The following is a 19,119-nucleotide window of genomic DNA, read 5'->3' on the forward strand; positions in this document are numbered from 1 at the left end:
ACCCTCATCATAGGTTAGGATGACATAATCGAAATTTAATGCTGGTGATAGTTTGAAAGTACAGCCGGACCCAGAGACCTGTCAAGGAAAATATAATGAATTCCAGGGCGTTGACTCATCTGGCGGTTTTAATTTTGTCTGGATGGATCTCTATCCTTGACAGAATAGTTTGAGATGTGGGAATGGTAGTTCAGCGGTTGGCCTGTAACTGACCCGGAGAGTGTTATATGATCCGACTCCTTGTGTTTTTTATGTTTGCAATCAGCCTTGTTGGTTTTCCTGCCCGGGCAGATGATTTTGATGATATCATGGCCCGGGGCGTTATTCGTCATCTCGGGGTGCCCTATGCCAATTTTGTGACCGGCAGCGGGGATGGACTGGATGCGGATCTGGTCCGATTGTTTGCCGCCTCTTTGGGCTTGGCATATGAGTATGTGCCCACCACCTGGGAAAAGGCCATTGGTGATCTGACAGGCTATGATATGGTATCCGGTGCCAGGGTGAAGGTCTGGGGAGATATCCTGGCCAACGGGGTGACCATCCTTGACTGGCGGAAAAAACGGCTCATCTTTTCATATCCGACCTTTCCCTCCCAGGTCTGGCTCATTGCCCGTGCGGACAGTCCTGTCAAGCCTATTGTGCCGGGGAAGACCATAGCCGAAGATATCCGCCGGGTCATGGCCCTTGTCAAAGGCCGGCAGGTCATGGGCATGGCCATGACCTGCCTGGAGCCTAAATTGTACGGATTGGAACGCAGCGGTGCACAGCTTCGGTATTTTAAAGGCAGCCTTAATGAGTTGGCCCCTGCTGTGATCAATAACGAGGTGGGCTTAAGCCTTTTGGATGTCCCTGATGCCCTGGTGGCCCTTGAAAAATGGCCGGGCCTGATCAAGATTATCGGCCCGGTTTCCCAAAATCAGAACATGGCTGTGGCCGCAAGAAAAACCGCCCCAAAATTGATAGAGGCCTTTAACCGTTTTTTCATGGACCTCTGGCACCAGGGAAAATACCGGTCCATGGTTGAGACCTATTATCCGGTTTTTCCTGCCTACTATCCTCGGTTTTTTGCAGGCCTTCCCGGTTCAGACCCAGGCCCTTTAAAATGAACTCCCGCGCCACTGTCAAACACCTGGAAGTCAAACACCTGGCAGCCCTGGTTTTTTGCTGCGGCCTTGCCCTGTTTATCGGGTTTACCCTTACCGGCCAGTCTCTTTTTTATAAAGAGATGGAAAAGCAACGGGTGGATGCTTTGAAACAGAGCCTGGAAAAAAGGGCCTTTGACCTTCAATATTATTTTTCAGAGCGGGTTTCCGATCTGGAAAACCTGGGAGATACCCGGGAGCTGAATGCCTATTTTGAAAATATGGCCCTGGGCATGTCCATGAAGTACGGGCTTAAATCAAGTCTTGTCCATGCTGAAAAACGGTTTCACCTGCTGATAAGATCAAAGACCATTGGCCAGGATCCCATTTATTCACGAATTGTGTTTGTTACGGACCAGGCTCAGGTGCTCATGGATACCAGGGGAAGGCCTGGTGCTTTTTCCAGCAGGTTTTCCCATTTGATCCGGGCCGGTGAAAAATCACGGCAGATTATGGGGAAAGGCTCTGACATTTTTGTGTCCCATCCCTTTTATTTTAAGCGGGCATATACCGGGCAATTAATTGCTGTTTTGAACCCTAAGACCATTCAACGCCACCTGGTGTGCCAGGCAGGTGAATTTGGCGGGGTTTACACCATGACAGCAGGGGCAGAACCTTTGCCGCTTCCCCGTGATATGGGTTTAGACCTGCCGGGCATTGACAATATTGACTGGGAAGGGGTGGAAGAAGGCCAGATCCTTGAGTTCAAGGGAAGGTGGAACAATGACCCGGCTTCAAGGATCATTGCCATGAGAGCGCCGGTGTCAGGTACCCCCTTTTCCATTATCAGTCTGAACCCGTCCGGGGCCATCTCCGGGAAAAGACTTGTGGCGATCATGGCGGCGGTTGCGATTTTTTTGATGGTGGGTATTTTTTTTATCTGGCGGGCCGCCACCCAGAAATTGATCATGGGGGTTCGGCTGTCAGAGTCCCGGGAAAATGAAAAAAGGTTCAGACATTTGGTGGAATTTTTACCCATCCCTGTTGTCGAGTACGGGTTTGATCTTAGGGTCAGGTATGCCAACAAAGAGGGCTTGCTTTTTTTGGGGAGTGGTCAAAAAGACGTTGACAAGGGAATCAAGATCACTGATATCCTGGTGGATTCGGAGCTTTCAAAGGCCCGGGACCATTTTGAGACATTGAAAGATGAAAAAAATCCCGGGCCCATTGAGATCAGCTTCAAGCCCGCAGACCGGGATAAAATCTGGGGTATGGTCATTCCAAGTCTGGTCTATGAAAACAATACCTGCATTGGTGTCCGCAGCTGTTTTATTGACATGACCCGGCGGCGGGAAACAGAACAGGAATCCATTCGAAAGGCTGAGCAGGAAAAATACGCCCTTGTGGGTCAGGTGGCCGGTAAACTGGCCCATGACTTTAACAATATCCTCGGGGCCATCATGGGCAATGCAGAGCTTTCCCTGATGGACTGCCGTGATGATGAGATCGGCCAGACCCTGAAGATTATTTTGGACCAGGCCAATCAGGGGAAAATTTTAACCCAGAACCTGGTGGCCTTTGCCAAGGATCAAGAGATCAAAGAAGAGTATTTTAATATCAATGAAAAAATAGATCTGGTCCTTACCCTGCTTAAAAAAGAGCTTTTGGGCATTCGAGTCATCAAGGAGTATGAAAAAAATCCTTCTGATCTACTGGCGGATCCCGGGATGATCGAGCATGCCCTGGTCAATCTTGTTCAGAACGCGGTCCATGCCATGGGCAAAACCCCGGACCCGGAACTTATTGTTGAAACAGCCTTCCGGGATTCAAAATTGACCATCTGCGTAAAGGACAACGGATGCGGTATCCCCAGGGATCAGACCGGAGAAATATTTTCTCCCGCATTTACCCTTAAAGGAAGCCGGGATGTGACCCAAGCCTATCCCCGTGAGGTTAAAGGGACCGGATACGGCCTGTCCAACGTGAAAAAATATATTGACAAGCACAGGGGACAAATTGATTTTTTAACCCAGGAGAATCAGGGGAGCCAATTTATGATCATCCTGCCCCTGAATGCCAAAACCTTGCGTGTGGAGACCCCGCCGATTCCGGGTAAAAAAAATATCATCCGGAATAAACATATTCTGCTGATAGAGGATGAGGCCGCCATTGCCAATGTATTGGAAAAGATTTTAACTTCTGCCCCATTTTTCCACACCGTTAAAAGGGCCGGGGACGGGGCTTTGGCCATGGAGTTGTTTGCCAACAACTCTTTTGATCTGGTCAGTCTGGATTATATTCTGCCGGGCCAAATCAACGGACTGGAGGTCTATACCCATATCCGTAAAACAAACAAAACCCTGCCCGTGGTGTTTATCTCCGGAAATATCCGGTTTCTGGAATCCATGGATGTTCTCAAGGCAAAAGATGAGTATATGGATCATTTGCCCAAACCCTTTGACAACCAGGCCTATGCCCGCAAGATTAACGGCTGGCTTGACCGTGATAAATAGAGGCTGACAAGATTTTTTATGAAAGACAATTTGTTCCCTTTGGATCTTATACCGGCGTCTGAAATATCCTCTAGGATTGCGAGTTTGAAATTTCAGATGGAAAAGGCAGGCATGGACGGGGTCTTTTTAACCCATAGGCCTGATTATTACTATTTTTCAGGTACGGCCCAGGATGCCTGGCTTTATCTTTCCCTGGACCATGATCCGCTTATTTTTGTCCGGCGGTATCTGCCAAGGGCGGTTTCAGAAACCAGGGTTGGCCATATCGTCCCTGTCCATTCGGTCACAGACATCCCTGATTTCATAAAGGAGAGCCACGGCAGATTGCCTGAAAAAATGGGCCTTGCCTTTGATCTGGTTCCGGTCCGGGATTTTAAGTTTTTTCAGTCCTTATTTTTCGGCACCCAGTTTCTGGATGCAACCCCGCTGGTGGAAGCGTGCAGAAGTATCAAGTCCGATTATGAGATTCAACAAATGGAAAAGGTTGCCAACATTTCCCAAGAGATATTTAACTTTATCCATCGTCATCTGACCCCGGGTGTCAGGGAGACTGATTTTTCAGGAACCATTGAGGCCTTTGCCCGGACCCTGGGGCATTCCGGCCGGATACAGATGCGCCATTACAGGGCAGAAGGGTTTTCATTTCATCTGATGAGCGGGGCCTCCGGGGGATTGCCCGGCGCTCTGGATTCGCCGGTCTGCGGCACAGGTGTCTGCACGGCCTATCCTTTTGGGGCCGGCCCGAAAGTTATCCGGGAAAATGAACCCGTACTCGTTGATTTCGCCACCATGGCCCATGGGTATCACATGGACGAATCCAGAATGTTTGTTGCAGGTGAGATGGCGGCAACTGCCCAGGGGGCCAGCCAGGCCGCCATTGATATTCTTTTTCATATCAAGGATATGATCAAGCCCGGTGCCTCGATCAAGCAGGTATTTTCAGGATCAGAGGCGTTGGCCCTCAAAAAGGGGTATGCAGACGCTTACCTGGGGATTCCCGGTCTAAAATCCAGATTTGTGGGGCACGGCATTGGCCTGGAACTTGTGGAAAACCCCATCCTGGCCAAGGGCAGGACCCAGGAATTTGTGCCTGGAATGGTCTTTGCCGTTGAACCCAAGTTTATTTTTAAAGATCAATTTGCCGCTGGCATTGAAAGCGTTATTCTGGTGACTGAAGAGGGCAGCCGGTTTTTAAGCCGGACGCCCAACAAGGTGTTCAGAATTTAGGATGGGGGTGTGTATCAGGGAAAAGCCGCCCAGGACTGAAAAAGCAGCGCCAGGCCTGTGACAAGATTCAAGTAGATGATTAAATTGGAGATCCCCCGGTTAAACCGGTCTTTCTTTTTGAAGACAAGCTTGTGGACAATAAAGGGAAGCAAGCCTGAAACGCCTGTAATTGCGGCCAGGATAATGCCGGAAACAGATTTTTTTTCCACCTCAATGACCCCGTAAAAAAGCAGGATGATGATGGGAAGATGCATGAGGAGAAAACCGGAAATTTTCCCGGGCAGTTTTAAGATCTCCCATTCTTTTTCATAGGCCGATTCAATTTCATGGAGCAATAACAAGGTTGCATTTAAAATATAGACCAGAGTGAAAACATCCATTGCCTGTCCTTTTTTATTGGATCCGTGACCATGGGCAGCGCCTGGTGCCGGCACCAGGCGCTGGTATTTTTCTATGAACAGGGGGTTTTAGGCCTTTAAAACCTCCTGGGTCTCAATGGCGATCTGCTGCTCTTCGTCCGTGGGCACCACCCAGACCTGAACTTGGCTCTTGGGTCCGTGAATGGCATGGGCCTGGGGATTTCTTTGGACATTTTTTCTTTCATCAATGTCAATGCCTAAAAATGACAGGCCGTCCAGGGCTTTGGCCCGGACGATTTCATCATTTTCCCCCACCCCTGCCGTAAAGACCAGGCCGTCCACCCGTCCGAGCACCGCGGCATAGGCCCCAATGTATTTTTTAATCTGAAGGGCAAACATGTCAAGGGCCAGGGCTGCCTGAAGGTTGCCTTTGCCTGCCTGATCATGGATGTCCCTTAAATCATTGTAACCGCAGATCCCTTTGAGTCCGCTTTTTTTATTGAGAACATCATCCATCTCTTTCTGGCTTAAGCCGGTATGGGTCATGAGAAATCCGAAAATTGCAGGATCCAGGTCTCCGCATCTTGTGCCCATCATTACCCCGGCAAGGGGGGTCATGCCCATGGAGGTATCTTTGCACTCCCCCTTTTCAACGGCGCAGATCGAGCATCCATTGCCCAGGTGGAGGGTGATGAGGTTCACCTCATCCGCAGCTTTGCCCATGAGCCTTGCGGCCTCTTTGGCCACATATTTGTGTGAGGTGCCGTGGAATCCGTATTTTCTGACCCTGTGTTCGGTATAGTATTCATAGGGCAGCGCGTAGAGATAGGCTTTTTCCGGGATGGTCTGGTGGAAGTTGGTGTCAAACACCGCCACCTGGGGTTTGCCCGGAAACAAGGCTTCAGCCACACAAATTCCGGTGAGGTTGGGGGGATTGTGAAGGGGGGCTAAAGGATTGTTGGCCTCAATGGCGTTTTTGACATCCTGGGTAATCAAGGTGGCGCATTTGAAGGTCTCCCCCCCCTGGACCACCCGATGGCCGATGGCGTCGATTTTCTGGGTGATCAGCTCTGCCATTAGGTGCATGGCAGCCTTATGATCGGGAATGGCACGGGATATTTCCTGTTTTTGAACCTGGCCGTTTTCATATTGTTTGTGGGTTAATTTTCCCTTGGATTCGCCGATTCTTTCCACGACCCCGCCGGTGACGGCCCGGGTGTTGTTCATGTCAAATAGTTGATACTTAAGGGAGGATGACCCTGTATTAATGATCAGAATATTCATGATCTTTCCTTGAATTTATGTGGTTAAGTGGTACAGACCTTGTGTCCGGCAATTATGTTTCATTGCCGGAGGTGGCGTAAAATTGTTTGATATAGGATTCTTGAACCTTGTAGGACCAGTGAATGTCTTTGAGAACCCCGGCCGCTGCTTCTGGGTTCTTTTGTTTGAGAAATTCAATATACTGGTCATGCTCGTCGCAATTTCTCATTTCCCATTCCGGGATATAGCTTTGTCCCTGAAAATCATAGAGCCTGTGTTTGATGGGAAGGATAAATTTTTCCAGCAAAGGGTTGTCAGACAGATGATTGATCACATCGTGGAAGGCCAGGTTGGTTTTGAACAGGTTTGAAAAATTGTCATTTTCAATATCTTTGCGCATCTGCTGGTTCAGCCGTTCCAGCCGGGTGATCTGGGCCGGCTTTATCCTGTGGTAGGTGTCCAGTACAATGGCGGCTTCAATAATACCGATACTGTCATAGGCATTTTTTACATCTTCAAGGGTCAGGGCATTGACCATGACCCCCCGTCTGGGCAGGATGGTGACAAAGCCTTCCAGCTCAAGGTGGATCAGGGCGTCCCTCAAGGGTGTCTTGCTGATGCCCAGCTGCTGGGCAATTTTATTGAGGTTGATGGCCGAGCCCGGAACCAGAATTCCTGTGACCATTTCCGTTCTCAGGTATTCATAGACCTGTTCCCTCAATGATAAGATATTTAACCGTGGTTTCATTCTTTGCTGCTGCCCTTTTTTTTCCATGCCAAATGCTCTTTTTTATATATGAATTCAAGAATTCCGTCAAATGGGGGCAGGTTTTACCCCCAGTTTAAATTATCTGATATCTAATATATCAGATATCAGATGCCGGTCAAGTGAATTGTTCCCCTTCCTGGCCTTAAAATTAATCGTATTGGTTGAATTTGGCAGGGCAACAGAGGTATAGTCTGGTGGATAAAAAATTAAAAATAAAAAAAGGCAGACCATGATTATTCTCAACACCCTTTTTCCTTTGTTTGCGCTCCTGGTGCTGGGCTGTCTGCTCAAATCCAAGGGGCTGACCTCAGATCTTTTTTTAAAGACTTCGGATAAACTGGTCTACTATATCTTTTTTCCTGTGATGCTTTTCTGGAAGGTGGTGGGATCTTCCACCACGGCCCAGTCCAGTACAGGGCTCTGCCTGGCCGGGATTCTGGCCGTGGGTTTGGTGTTTATATTCAGCCTGATTTTTATCCGAAAAAGAAAGGTGATTGGGTTCGAGGCCGGCTCTTTTTCCCAGGCCTGTTTTCGGTTCAACACCTACATCGGCATGGCCATTGTCCTGGAAACTTTGGGGCAGGAAGGGGTGAGGCATTTTGGGATTCTTATCGGGTTTCTCATACCGGCCATCAATGTGATGGCGGTTTCGGTTCTGATCTGGTATTCCAACCAGACCCTGCCCCTGGGAGAAAAAGCCTATTTTTTTCTCAGGGCCCTGGCCTTAAACCCATTGATCCTCGGATGTGTAGGCGGTGTTATCGTATCCAGAATCCAGGTGGAAATCCCTATTTTCCTCAACAACACCTTTGCCCTGGTCTCCTCTGTAACCCTGCCTTTGGCACTGATTTCCATTGGCGGCACCTTGAGTTTTGCAGGGCTTGCCAGGTACAAAACCCAAGCCCTTGCGGCATCCTGTTTCAAGCTGTTGGTTCTGCCTTTGACCGGATTTGCCATGCTCAAGGTGTTTGGGGTGGAAGGGGTTGCCTTTAAAACCGGGATGATCTTTTTCTGCCTGCCTACCTCAACCGCCCTGTATGTGCTGTCAACCCAGCTGAACTCAGATCTTGAGCTGGCATCAACCGCCATCATGGTCTCTACCATGCTGTCTTTTGGTTCATTGTCCGTGGCCCTGGTATTATAGCTCGACTATGCGGGATAGGCACGCTTTGGAATGGGGTGCTTAAATTCTGACCTGTTCAGCCGGATTCAGCCACAAAAAAAACAAAATATCAAATGCCTTTAACATTTCGCAAGTTTTGATTTTTTGTAAGAATGAATCCGGCCGAATGACGATTTTCAGTTCAGGCCTTTAGTCAATGGACGACCTGCAGTTCAGGGTATTGAGGGTGGTCTCTTTCATGAACCTGGCAACCTCTTGAATGGTTTCCGGATCATCAATTGAATTTCTCAAGATGCCGAACCCTTCTGACAGGGCCAGGATTTTGGCGGCGGCTTTTGCCTTGTCTTCCACGCTGGCAAGTCCCGTGTTTTCCCATCCTTGGATTTCTTTCACACCAAAGTCAATGAATTTGATCATCATGGCCTTGATCTTTTCCCTGATCTGGTCATCTCGAAAGCCCATGGCGTAGCAGGACCAGAACACGGCATCCCTCTGGGGAAGTGTGCCGCTGGTGTCAAAGAGGATTTCCATAAGGCTTTCCATCCTCTCCTTGGGAGTGGTCAAAGTCTCCAGTTCTTTGAGATACTGGTTCATGGAGGATTGGTAGAGAAAATCCACCATTTCCATGATCAGCCCTTCTTTACTTTTGAAATAATGGATGATCAGTCCAGAGTTTACGCCCATCCGTTTGGCAATCTTGCCGATGGTCATTCCTTTAAAGCCTTCTTCTTCAACGACTTTATAGGTATGTCTCAGAATTTCAGGTTTTCTGATATGTGATATGCTTTTTCGACCCATTTAGTATATTACCTTGTTTTTATTGTCTTAACGCTAATCAATATAATATATGAACCCCGGCCAGGGTTGTCAAACCTTTTATTGGATTCCCCCAGGCCGGGGAAAGGACCTTATTCCATCACAATCTCTTGTTCGGGGCCCATGGGTTAAAAAAGCCTTTATATTTCTTGTGCTTAAAAAAACTGCTCTTAAAAATTTTATCCTGAACCAGGGCCCTGTGATAAAAATTCAGGGCCCTGGCAGGTATCTGTTTTATTTGAGGCAGGGCCGGGATCAGGCAATATCCCTTCGGTCTGACATATCCACCAATACCCGTTTTCTTGCCTTGTCAATGCCCAGCTCTTTTCTTTTCTTATCAATATGACCAATCATCATCCGGGCGATTTCAATGGGGTCTTTGGCCACCCCCCATTTCCCATATCCTTGTTTTTCAAGGCCGTTAAAGAGCAGGTCATGGAATTTGGTCTCTTTGATCGAGGGGAATCCAACTCCAAAGACCGTGTACACACCGGAGGCCACAAAGTACTGGCCGATGGCCAGGGCCTTTTCGCTCATCCATTCCGGAGCGCAGCCGGCCACGGGCAGGTCGGCAATGGAATTGCCAAGACCGCCGGCTTTGACCATGGCTGAGGCGGCAATGAGTATCCTTGTGTTGTCCACACATGAGCCTAACCCCAGTACCGGGGGCATGCCCACGGTTTCACAGACCTCTGCTAAGCCCGGTCCTGCAAGGGGGGCGGCTTCCGGCACAAGAAACCCTGCCTTGGCCAGGGCAATTTGGGAACATCCGGTCTGGAGGACCAAAACATCATTTTTAATGAGTTCTTCCACCAGGGCCACATGGACGGAATCCTGTTTTACCTTGGGGTTGGTGCAGCCCACAACCCCTGCCACCCCTCGGATTCGGCCGTTGATAATGTTTTCATTCAAGGGGGAGTAAGAGCCTCTGAAACTGCCGCCCAGCATATATTCGATATACTCGTGGGTAAACCCGTGCACCCCGGACTGGCTGATCTGGGGAATTTCAACGGGCATGGACCGGGTGGCAAACCTGGCAATGGCCTTGGCCAGAATCTGGTCGGTACTGGCTTTGGGGTCAAGTTCGTCAAATTCAATATGGGTGGCCCCTTCAATATGGGCACGGGAATTGGTGGTAATCAAATGGGTGTCATAGCATTTGCTCACCTCTGCCAGCCCCTGTTTGATGCATTGGATATCCACCACGATGGCATCCACGGCCCCGGTGACAATGACGGCCTCTGTTGAACTGAAATTGCCGGCATGGGGCACCCCGTGGCGGGACATCATCTCTGCTCCTGAACAGCACATGCCCACAAGGTTGATGCCCACGGCCCCTTTGGCAATGGCCTGGTCAATATAAAACGGATCATTCACCGCGGCCAGCATTCCTTCAAACATGGCCGGTTCATGGCCGTTGACAATGATGTTGACATGGTTTTCCTTGAGCACGCCCATGTTGACATCTGCCAGGGTGGGAGAGGGGGTGCCGAACATGATATCGGATAATTCCGTTGCCACCATGGAACCGCCCCATCCGTCGGCCAGTGCCGTCCGGTTGATCTGTTTGGTGATATTTTTATAGTCCTGGTCGCAGCCGATATGGGTCCGGCTCATCATCTCCATGATTTCAAGCATGGCCCCCCTGGGAACGATGCCGTCTTTTCGCCATTGTTCCAAAGTGGCCTCGGGTGCCCGCCGGGTAAAGGGCATTTCTCCGCTTACATTGGAAAATGTTTTTTCCAGCTCATCGCACAGATCCTTGGCCACCTCATAGACCTCCCGGCCCTCAACCTCAATGCACAATGATTTGGCGACCCGTTCCAGTTTGAGGGTGTCGTCAATGGTAAATTCCTTTGCTTTTCCCTCGATAATGCCTTTGAACAACTCCAGAATGTGCCGACCATGGTCATTGTGGGAGGAAGATCCTGTGGCAACGTTTCTGCCCAGGTTCCTGGCCATGATGGTGTCGATGGTGGCCCCGCAGACCCCGACTTTTTTATAGGGATCTCTGGGGTTCAGGCGGCAGGGGCCCATGTAGCAATGTTTGCAGCAGGCAGATTCCGCCCCGATGGGGCAGGGCTTCATATCGTATCCGCGGTCAAGGTCAATGACCACCCCGTCCCTTCTTGCCTTGTCCAGCATGAGCCGGGTTGCTTCGCAAGCGGTTCTTTCTGAAGCGGGAACCTGTTTTTTTGTGGATTTATCACTGGCCATATTGTTCTCCTTTGAAATCGGTTTTCAGGGATTTTACAGGCAGATTAAACTGGATGAAGACAAACACCTGCGTTCCTGGCCCTGGTATCGAAAATTACCCTGGTTATAGGGAGATGAGACTAAATATATGATTTTTGTCTCTTGGGTTTTATTCCACAAAAATATTTTTTTTTTAAAGAGCGTTCTGATCATGGAGATTCTGGTGTTCAAAAACCTTTGAAAATACGGGGCCTTTGATGGCCGGTAAAATACCCATGGGATTCCTGGATAGAGTTATGTCTTTGTTCAATTTCCCAGTAGTGTCCGGTTAGGTTGTTGCATATAAAAAGCATCTAAAATCATTGAAAAAACAGTCTGTTTTGTGTTGACAAATGTGCGTAAAAATTTTTGTGCGCCTTGAAAATTTAACTCAAGGAGCTCAAATGACGCACATCTCAGTCCCTAAAAAACAACTACGGTCCCTGAACTTTGACAATTTCAGGTGCCCTCTGATAAAGTCACTTTCAAAAGCACCGGAATTACAATCTCGAGGAGACCGCCCTTTAAAAATGACATTCGAAGACCAGATAAATGCTTTGGTTTATTTCCATCTTCAGGAGCACAAGTCTGCCCGACATTTAATTCAGGATCTCAAGGAGAATGTTTTTGCTAAAGAAAATATTGCGCCAGACGGTGGTATCAGCCGTAGTAGTTTCTGTGAAGCCATCAATCACAGGGGACTCGAACAACTGCAATTTATCTTTGAGGATCTTTATAAACAGGCTCTTGAGTGTCATCCGGGTGAACACGCCGAGTTAGGAGAGTTGGTTTCCATTGACGGTAGTCTCATAAATGCAGTCCTTTCAATGCACTGGGCGAACTACAGAAAAGGAAGTAAAAAAGCCAAAGTACATTGCGGATTTGACATTAATCACGGAATCCCAAACAAAATCTTTTTGACTGAAGGCAACGGCGCTGAACGCACTTTTGTTCCCAAAATACTTTCCAAGGGGCAAACAGGTGTTATGGATCGTGGATATCAATCCCATAAAGAATTTGACCTGCTTCAGGAGCAAGGCAAACATTTTGTCTGCCGTATAAAAACCAGGACAACAAGAACAATTATTGATAACCACGAGACCCCTTCCGACAGCTACATTTTTTATGATGCACTGGTTAAACTTGGTACTCCGAATCAAAACCAGACGAAAAGGCCTGTTCGGGTTGTTGGCTATAAAATTGCTGGCGTCAAATACTATGTGGCAACTGACAGGCATGATTTAACAGCGGAACAAATAGCAACAATTTATAAACTCCGGTGGACCATTGAGGATTTTTTCAAATGGTGGAAAGAACATCTGAAGGTATATCATCTCATTGCCCGCAGTGAATACGGCCTTATGGTTCAGATTCTTGGCGGCCTTATCACTTACCTGTTACTGGCAATCCATTGCCAAAAACAGTTTAATGAAAAGGTCACGATCAAAAGAGTTCGGCAGCTGCGAACCGCCATTCTAAATGACCTGTTTGGCTGCGAGGAGCAGGGCTCTCATAGTTCAAACAGGGACAATATTGTCAAAGATCAAAAAATTATTGAGCAAGCAAAAACCTAACCGGACATCACTGTCAATTTCCAGGCCATTGGGTTTGAATTTTCACGGCCTTTGTTTTTTCTTAAATTTTTGTGCCGGATTGGGCGTTATACATCCAATTCAACTGTGATGGGGAAATGATCTGAAAATCCCTCAAGGTCAGCCCCGCGTTTGGCCGACGGCCGGCTGAATTTTCTGGGTTTACCGCCCTTGGTCTTTAAAATGGCGGGCTTGAATATCTCTAGGCTCTCATGATTTGCCCTTACGGGACTGCCGGGTTTGGTCATTTCTTTGGAAACCAGGAATTGATCCAGCATATTCCAGTCACTGCCGTATGCATAGGTGCCGGGATCATGGCCCTGCATCAAGGGCCACATCAGGTTGAGCAGGTGTCCGGATTTGGAATGGCGAACCCGGCCGGGATCCCTTGTTCCCAGGGTGTATTCCTGAAGGGACCGGTTAAAGGGCTCATCGTTGAAATCTCCCATGGATACCAGGGGAAGGTTTGGATCCCCTCCCCGTTTTTTGTTCAGAAGGCAGGATACAATATAGGCATGGGTTTCTCCGGTCAGAATCCGGAAGGGTTCGGACAGATACTGCCCCGCACTCCGGGCCGGCCAGTGATTGGCAATGGCCACAAAGGTGGCACCCGTGGCATTTACCCTGAGGCGGGTCCAGAAAATATCCCGGGTTGCAGAGCGCTTGATCACTACCTGGTGGTGGGTGCTTAACACTGTGAGCTCGTTGAGATCCAGGATAAATGAGGTATCAATTCCCCGGGCATCATGGGATTCATGGGAGACCACGGCATAATCCCTGGCCGGAAGGTTGACGGCATTGGCAAGTCGCTGGACCACAGATTCGTTTTCCGCTTCACACAGACCGAGCAGAGCCGGGCCTCTGCCATTGAACATCATCTGGATAATTTTTGCGAGCTGGGCGATTTTTTTGTCCCGGATTGCGGCGGTCCATCCCTTGAGTTCTGATTTGAGTTTGGATTTAAGTGCCGTGTCCCGGGATGCGGTTTCGTGCTCAAACAGGTTTTCCAGGTTCCACCAGCCAAGGTTGATTTTGGGCATACTCACCTCCGGATTTAAGGGTTAACCGTCTCGTTGTTTGACCTCTCCTTTGAAGATTATTCCCCGATCGTTTCTATGGAGGCAAACCTGGGTTCATGAAGGGGGATGAGGATAGCTGCGGCCTCCTTGACCCTGGCCATGATGTCATAGGCCTTGTATACATCCACATGGGTGCCCGGCGGGATCAGGTCCATTTCCATTCCACGGATTTCAGGCGGGGGATCATAGTTTTCATCAATGATGCAGAATCCGGTAATGGCCGCCCTTCCCTTGGGCGTGTCAATGAGCACGGTAAGGCCGCCCCGGGTGTGGACCGGGGTGTGCATGACACGAATGCCGTCTATAATTTCCATATCCCGGGTCACCACCCTGATCTGCCCGTTTTCTTCCACATCATCAATAAAATCTTCAAGATACCTGTAGTCCAGGGGATGGGGATTGTGAACGGATTCCAACTCTGCCTCGTGGACAAAAAAATCGGCGTTTACGCATTTATAATCGTTTTCACAATGGTCCATGTGAAGGTGGGTGTGGATGACGATATCAATGTCTGAGGGACTCAGTCCGTGACGGGCAAGGCCCTGTTCAAAGGTTTGGATTTTTCCGTTGATGGCCTTTTCCCTTTCCTCTGACTGGATGGGATTCATTTCTCCTGTATCCACCAGGATATTTTTGTCCCCGCCTTTGATCACCCAGGTGAAAATGGGGATGGTATAGGTTTGGCCCTGTCCGTGCTGATAGGTCATCATGCTCTTGTCAAAGACCTTAGTGCCCATGACGATGGGGTGAATGGTATATTGGGTGGCCATGGCTGAAATTCCCTTTTTTTATTCAGGTTGCCCCTGTCTCATATATCGGTATAGGAAATGAAGGGAAAAGTGTCAATAAAAGAGATCTGTACTGAAAATATGGTGATGGGAAAAAGTAATAAAAATGGGTGAAACCGCCTGAATAAAAAAGCCCGGCCCTTCTAAGAAAAGGGCCGGGCCGGACTGATTTGGAATACCTTGCTTTTAAATTATAGAATTTGTTTAAGAAATAATTTGGTCCGGTCATGGCCGGGGTTTGTGTAGAATTGTTCCGGGGTGCCCTCTTCAACGATCTGGCCTTCGTCCATGAAAATGACCCGGTCGGCCACTTCCCGGGCAAAGCCCATCTCATGGGTGACGCAGACCATGGTCATGCCTTCTTTGGCCAGGGTTTTCATCACATCCAGAACCTCGCCGATCATTTCAGGGTCAAGGGCGGAGGTGGGTTCGTCAAAGAGCATGATTTTAGGATCCATGGCAAGCGCCCTTGCAATGGCAACCCGCTGCTGCTGTCCGCCGGAGAGATTGGATGGATAGGCCAGGGCTTTTTCGGCAATCCCGACTTTTTCAAGAAGCATCATGGCTTTTTCATCCCTCTCCTTTTTAGTCCTTTTCCTGACCAGTTTCTGGGCCAGGGTCACATTGCCCTGAACCGACTGGTGGGGGAAAAGGTTAAAGGACTGGAACACCATGCCCATTTCCATTCTGACTTTGTTGATATCTGTTTTGGGATCAAAGATGTCCACCCCGTCCACCAGAATCTGACCGTGGTCTGCGGTTTCCAGGCGGTTGAGACAGCGAAGAAATGTGGATTTGCCCGATCCTGAGGGACCAATGACCACCACCACCTCTCCGGCTTTAATGGTATTGGTCACATCCACAAGGGCTTTGACCTCATGGGGGACGTGAAATGTCTTAAATATATTTTTTATTTCTATCATTTTGTGGACGTCCTCCTTTCCAGATACTGAACAAACATGGAAAGTGTAAAGGTCATGCTCAAGTAGAGAAGAGCGCATAAAAACCAGAGCTCAAAGGTCTGGAGACTGGTGGTGATGCCCTCACGTGTGGCCTTGGTCAGTTCCACCACCGAGATCAGGCCCAAAAGGGAGGAGTCCTTGATCAAGTTGATAAACTGGCCTGCCAAAGGCGGCAATATGGTTTTCAGGGCCTGGGGCAGGATGATGTGGAACATGGATTGAAAATAGGTCATGCCCTGGGACCTTGCCGCTTCCACCTGTCCAGGATGAATGGCTTCAATGCCTGCCCTTACAATTTCAACCACATAGGCGCCGGTGAATATGGACAATGCCATGATTCCGTACCATTCCGGATGAAGGGTGGGCAGTCCGTTCATGGCCAAAATTTTATTGATGGTGGTACCCAGCACAAAATAAAATATCATGATCTGGACCAGAAGGGGGGAGCCCCGGATAATTTCCACATAGGTGATGGCCGACCATTTGAGTATGGGAGTATCAGATACCCTGGCCACTCCGCCGATAATGCCTAAAAGAATGCCTAAAATAGTGGAGATAAAAGAAATTTTCAGGGTCAGCCAGAGTCCCTTGGCCAGGATACCGGGTTTCTTATCTCCCTTGTACTCTGCAACCACGTCTCCGGGAGAGACCATGTCTCCTTCATCCCAGTCAAAGGAGCCTTTGGGAACGGTGTAGGTCTGGGTTCCTTCTTCATCTTTGACCGTGATGTCAAATTTTTCATTGTTGGCCGAAATTGCTTCAATTTCGCCGTCTGATTCGGCATAAATGGTGATATTTTCGGTGTATACAAAGTATTTGGGGATCTTGAACCAGCGCCACTGGTAATCAACTGCAATGGTTGCCGAGTAGACCGCCCCGACCACTAAGAATACCAGTGCAATAAACCCGATAACAGACAGGGTGTATGCTGTGGGGTTGCTCAATCGCTTGATATTGGATATTTTTTGTGCCATATAAATCTGCCTTACAAAACAGGCCGGCAGTTGTAAAACTGCCGGCCCAAGTTAATTGTTACAAAATGATCTTATTCGGCAAGCTCTTTTTGCCAGTCGTTGGACTTGATCCATTTGTCATAGGCTTTCTGCCATCTGCCGTCGTTTTTATACTGGCGGATGAAATTATTGAGGTAGTTCAAGAAGTCGGGATCCCCTTTTTTGACTGCCATGGCAAGGGGCTCAAAGGTAAAGGGTTTGTTGAGCGCAATGGTTTTGCCTTCACCGTGGGCTGCCTGGAAGAACTCAATCAAGGGCAGGTCGTAAACCGTTGCATCGGCATTGCCCTGGATGACTTCCATGCAGGCTTCGGGCTCTGATTCAAAGGATTTGTAGGTGGCCTTGGGGATCATCCGCTTAACGGCTTTTTCTCCAGTGGTGCCCAGTTTTGAACATACAATGTATTTGGGATCATTCAGGTCTTTGTAGGAGAGAATTTTGCCTTCATGTTTTTTGTTGAGGAGGATGGCCTGGCCTACAACAATGTAGGGGTCAGAGAAGTTAATGGAGAGGTTTCTTTCCTGGGTAACGGTCATGCCGGCAATGATGACGTCGTATTTGTCCGTGATCAGACCGGGGATAATGCCGTCCCATGCGGTGTTTATGCCCACCTATTTTACGCCCATGGCTTTGGCAAGGGCTTTGGACAGGTTAATGTCAAATCCCATGTATTTCCCTTTGGTATTGGTCATTTCAAAGGGGAGATAGCCGGATTCAAACCCAACACGGAGCTGGCCTGATTTTACAATGGACTCAACCGTGGATGTCTTGGCCAGATTGATGTCCGCACTAAAGGCCGGTGCTGCAACAAAAAGAAAAGCAAGCGCAAATAAAGAAACAAAAATTTTTTTCATTTTTCCTCCTGGTTTTGGTGACCTCTCGCCTTGTCTAAGACCCTAATCTTAGGCAGTCAGTCAAGTTTGATTAACTAAAGAACACGTTTAATTAGTAAAATTCAGTAGTGTCCGGTTAGGTTGTTGCATATAAAAAGCATCTAAAATCATTGAAAAAACAGTCTGTTTTGTGTTGACAAATGTGCGTAAAAATTTTTGTGCGCCTTGAAAATTTAACTCAAGGAGCTCAAATGACGCACATCTCAGTCCCTAAAAAACAACTACGGTCCCTGAACTTTGACAATTTCAGGTGCCCTCTGATAAAGTCACTTTCAAAATCACCGGAATTACAATCTCGAGGAGACCGCCCTTTAAAAATGACATTCGAAGACCAGATAAATGCTTTGGTTTATTTCCATCTTCAGGAGCACAAGTCTGCCCGACATTTAATTCAGGATCTCAAGGAGAATGTTTTTGCTAAAGAAAATATTGCGCCAGACGGTGGTATCAGCCGTAGTAGTTTCTGTGAAGCCATCAATCACAGGGGACTCGAACAACTGCAATTTATCTTTGAGGATCTTTATAAACAGGCTCTTGAGTGTCATCCGGGTGAACACGCCGAGTTAGGAGAGTTGGTTTCCATTGACGGTAGTCTCATAAATGCAGTCCTTTCAATGCACTGGGCGAACTACAGAAAAGGAAGTAAAAAAGCCAAAGTACATTGCGGATTTGACATTAATCACGGAATCCCAAACAAAATCTTTTTGACTGAAGGCAACGGCGCTGAACGCACTTTTGTTCCCAAAATACTTTCCAAGGGGCAAACAGGTGTTATGGATCGTGGATATCAATCCCATAAAGAATTTGACCTGCTTCAGGAGCAAGGCAAACATTTTGTCTGCCGTATAAAAACCAGGACAACAAGAACAATTATTGATAACCACGAGACCCCTTCCGACAGCTACATTTTTTATGATGCACTGGTTAAACTTGGTACTCCGAATCAAAACCAGACGAAAAGGCCTGTTCGGGTTGTTGGCTATAAAATTGCTGGCGTCAAATACTATGTGGCAACTGACAGGCATGATTTAACAGCGGAACAAATAGCAACAATTTATAAACTCCGGTGGACCATTGAGGATTTTTTCAAATGGTGGAAAGAACATCTGAAGGTATATCATCTCATTGCCCGCAGTGAATACGGCCTTATGGTTCAGATTCTTGGCGGCCTTATCACTTACCTGTTACTGGCAATCCATTGCCAAAAACAGTTTAATGAAAAGGTCACGATCAAAAGAGTTCGGCAGCTGCGAACCGCCATTCTAAATGACCTGTTTGGCTGCGAGGAGCAGGGCTCTCATAGTTCAAACAGGGACAATATTGTCAAAGATCAAAAAATTATTGAGCAAGCAAAAACCTAACCGGACATCACTGAGTAAAATTAATACTTAGCATAAATTTTTCA

Annotated in this window: 15 protein-coding genes and 1 pseudogene; 6 read left to right on the forward strand and 10 right to left on the reverse strand. The window is 48.1% G+C overall.

Annotation, left to right across the window (positions count from 1 at the left end; all coding sequences use genetic code 11):
- The first annotated feature begins 227 nt into the window (after positions 1-227).
- The 3 genes from HUN05_06710 to HUN05_06720 are packed head-to-tail and all read left to right on the forward strand — an operon-like array spanning position 228 to position 4,822.
- Positions 228-1,106, forward strand: a complete 879-nt coding sequence (locus HUN05_06710; protein WDP84879.1) for a transporter substrate-binding domain-containing protein — start codon at positions 228-230, stop codon at positions 1,104-1,106.
- Complete coding sequence (locus HUN05_06715) at positions 1,103-3,595, forward strand: response regulator (GenBank protein ID WDP84880.1); 2,493 nt, start codon at positions 1,103-1,105, stop codon at positions 3,593-3,595. Before HUN05_06710 ends, HUN05_06715 begins: the two co-directional genes overlap by 4 nt.
- An 18-nt stretch (positions 3,596-3,613) precedes the next feature.
- Positions 3,614-4,822 carry an aminopeptidase P family protein gene (locus HUN05_06720; protein WDP84881.1) on the forward strand — a complete coding sequence of 403 codons (1,209 nt, stop codon included), beginning with the start codon at positions 3,614-3,616 and terminating at the stop codon, positions 4,820-4,822.
- A 14-nt stretch (positions 4,823-4,836) separates the two neighbouring features.
- Here the strand turns inward: HUN05_06720 and HUN05_06725 are convergent, their stop codons facing one another.
- From HUN05_06725 to HUN05_06735, 3 genes are all read right to left on the reverse strand, one after another.
- Entirely contained in the window at positions 4,837-5,202 is a 366-nt protein-coding gene (locus HUN05_06725; GenBank protein ID WDP84882.1) for a hypothetical protein, read from the reverse strand.
- An 87-nt stretch (positions 5,203-5,289) separates the two neighbouring features.
- Positions 5,290-6,465, reverse strand: coding sequence for an acetate kinase (locus tag HUN05_06730; GenBank protein ID WDP84883.1), 1,176 nt, complete (start codon positions 6,463-6,465; stop codon positions 5,290-5,292).
- Between the two features lie 52 nt (positions 6,466-6,517).
- Positions 6,518-7,192, reverse strand: coding sequence for a GntR family transcriptional regulator (locus tag HUN05_06735; protein ID WDP84884.1), 675 nt, complete (start codon positions 7,190-7,192; stop codon positions 6,518-6,520).
- A 250-nt stretch (positions 7,193-7,442) separates the two neighbouring features.
- Here HUN05_06735 and HUN05_06740 point away from each other — a divergent pair, with 250 nt between their 5' ends.
- Complete coding sequence (locus HUN05_06740) at positions 7,443-8,357, forward strand: AEC family transporter (GenBank protein WDP84885.1); 915 nt, start codon at positions 7,443-7,445, stop codon at positions 8,355-8,357.
- A gap of 168 nt (positions 8,358-8,525) precedes the next feature.
- On the opposite strand, the gene HUN05_06745 is transcribed toward HUN05_06740, so the two are convergent.
- A complete protein-coding gene (locus HUN05_06745) occupies positions 8,526-9,134 on the reverse strand; it encodes a TetR family transcriptional regulator (GenBank protein WDP84886.1) in 609 nt (202 codons plus the stop codon).
- Positions 9,135-9,407: 273 nt separating this feature from the next.
- A complete protein-coding gene (cooS, locus tag HUN05_06750) occupies positions 9,408-11,369 on the reverse strand; it encodes an anaerobic carbon-monoxide dehydrogenase catalytic subunit (GenBank protein WDP84887.1) in 1,962 nt (653 codons plus the stop codon).
- A gap of 422 nt (positions 11,370-11,791) precedes the next feature.
- Between cooS and HUN05_06755 the strand changes: the two genes are divergently transcribed.
- Complete coding sequence (locus HUN05_06755; protein WDP87954.1) at positions 11,792-12,961, forward strand: IS4 family transposase; 1,170 nt, start codon at positions 11,792-11,794, stop codon at positions 12,959-12,961.
- Positions 12,962-13,047: 86 nt separating this feature from the next.
- Here the strand turns inward: HUN05_06755 and HUN05_06760 are convergent, their stop codons facing one another.
- From HUN05_06760 to HUN05_06780, 5 genes and pseudogenes are all read right to left on the reverse strand, one after another.
- Positions 13,048-14,019: an endonuclease/exonuclease/phosphatase gene (locus HUN05_06760; GenBank protein WDP84888.1), complete on the reverse strand. Its 972-nt coding sequence runs from the start codon at positions 14,017-14,019 to the stop codon at positions 13,048-13,050.
- A gap of 56 nt (positions 14,020-14,075) precedes the next feature.
- A complete protein-coding gene (locus HUN05_06765) occupies positions 14,076-14,828 on the reverse strand; it encodes an N-acyl homoserine lactonase family protein (protein WDP84889.1) in 753 nt (250 codons plus the stop codon).
- Positions 14,829-15,037: 209 nt separating this feature from the next.
- Complete coding sequence (locus tag HUN05_06770) at positions 15,038-15,769, reverse strand: amino acid ABC transporter ATP-binding protein (GenBank protein ID WDP84890.1); 732 nt, start codon at positions 15,767-15,769, stop codon at positions 15,038-15,040.
- Positions 15,766-16,782: an ABC transporter permease subunit gene (locus tag HUN05_06775; protein WDP84891.1), complete on the reverse strand. Its 1,017-nt coding sequence runs from the start codon at positions 16,780-16,782 to the stop codon at positions 15,766-15,768. Before HUN05_06775 ends, HUN05_06770 begins: the two co-directional genes overlap by 4 nt.
- A gap of 71 nt (positions 16,783-16,853) precedes the next feature.
- A pseudogene (locus tag HUN05_06780) lies at positions 16,854-17,675 on the reverse strand (transporter substrate-binding domain-containing protein).
- 230 nt (positions 17,676-17,905) lie between these two features.
- Between HUN05_06780 and HUN05_06785 the strand changes: the two are divergent.
- Positions 17,906-19,075, forward strand: coding sequence for an IS4 family transposase (locus HUN05_06785; protein WDP87955.1), 1,170 nt, complete (start codon positions 17,906-17,908; stop codon positions 19,073-19,075).
- Positions 19,076-19,119: the final 44 nt, after the last annotated feature.

Origin of the sequence: Desulfobacter sp. (assembly GCA_028768545.1) — a bacterium.
Taxonomy (GTDB): Bacteria; Desulfobacterota; Desulfobacteria; order Desulfobacterales; family Desulfobacteraceae; genus Desulfobacter.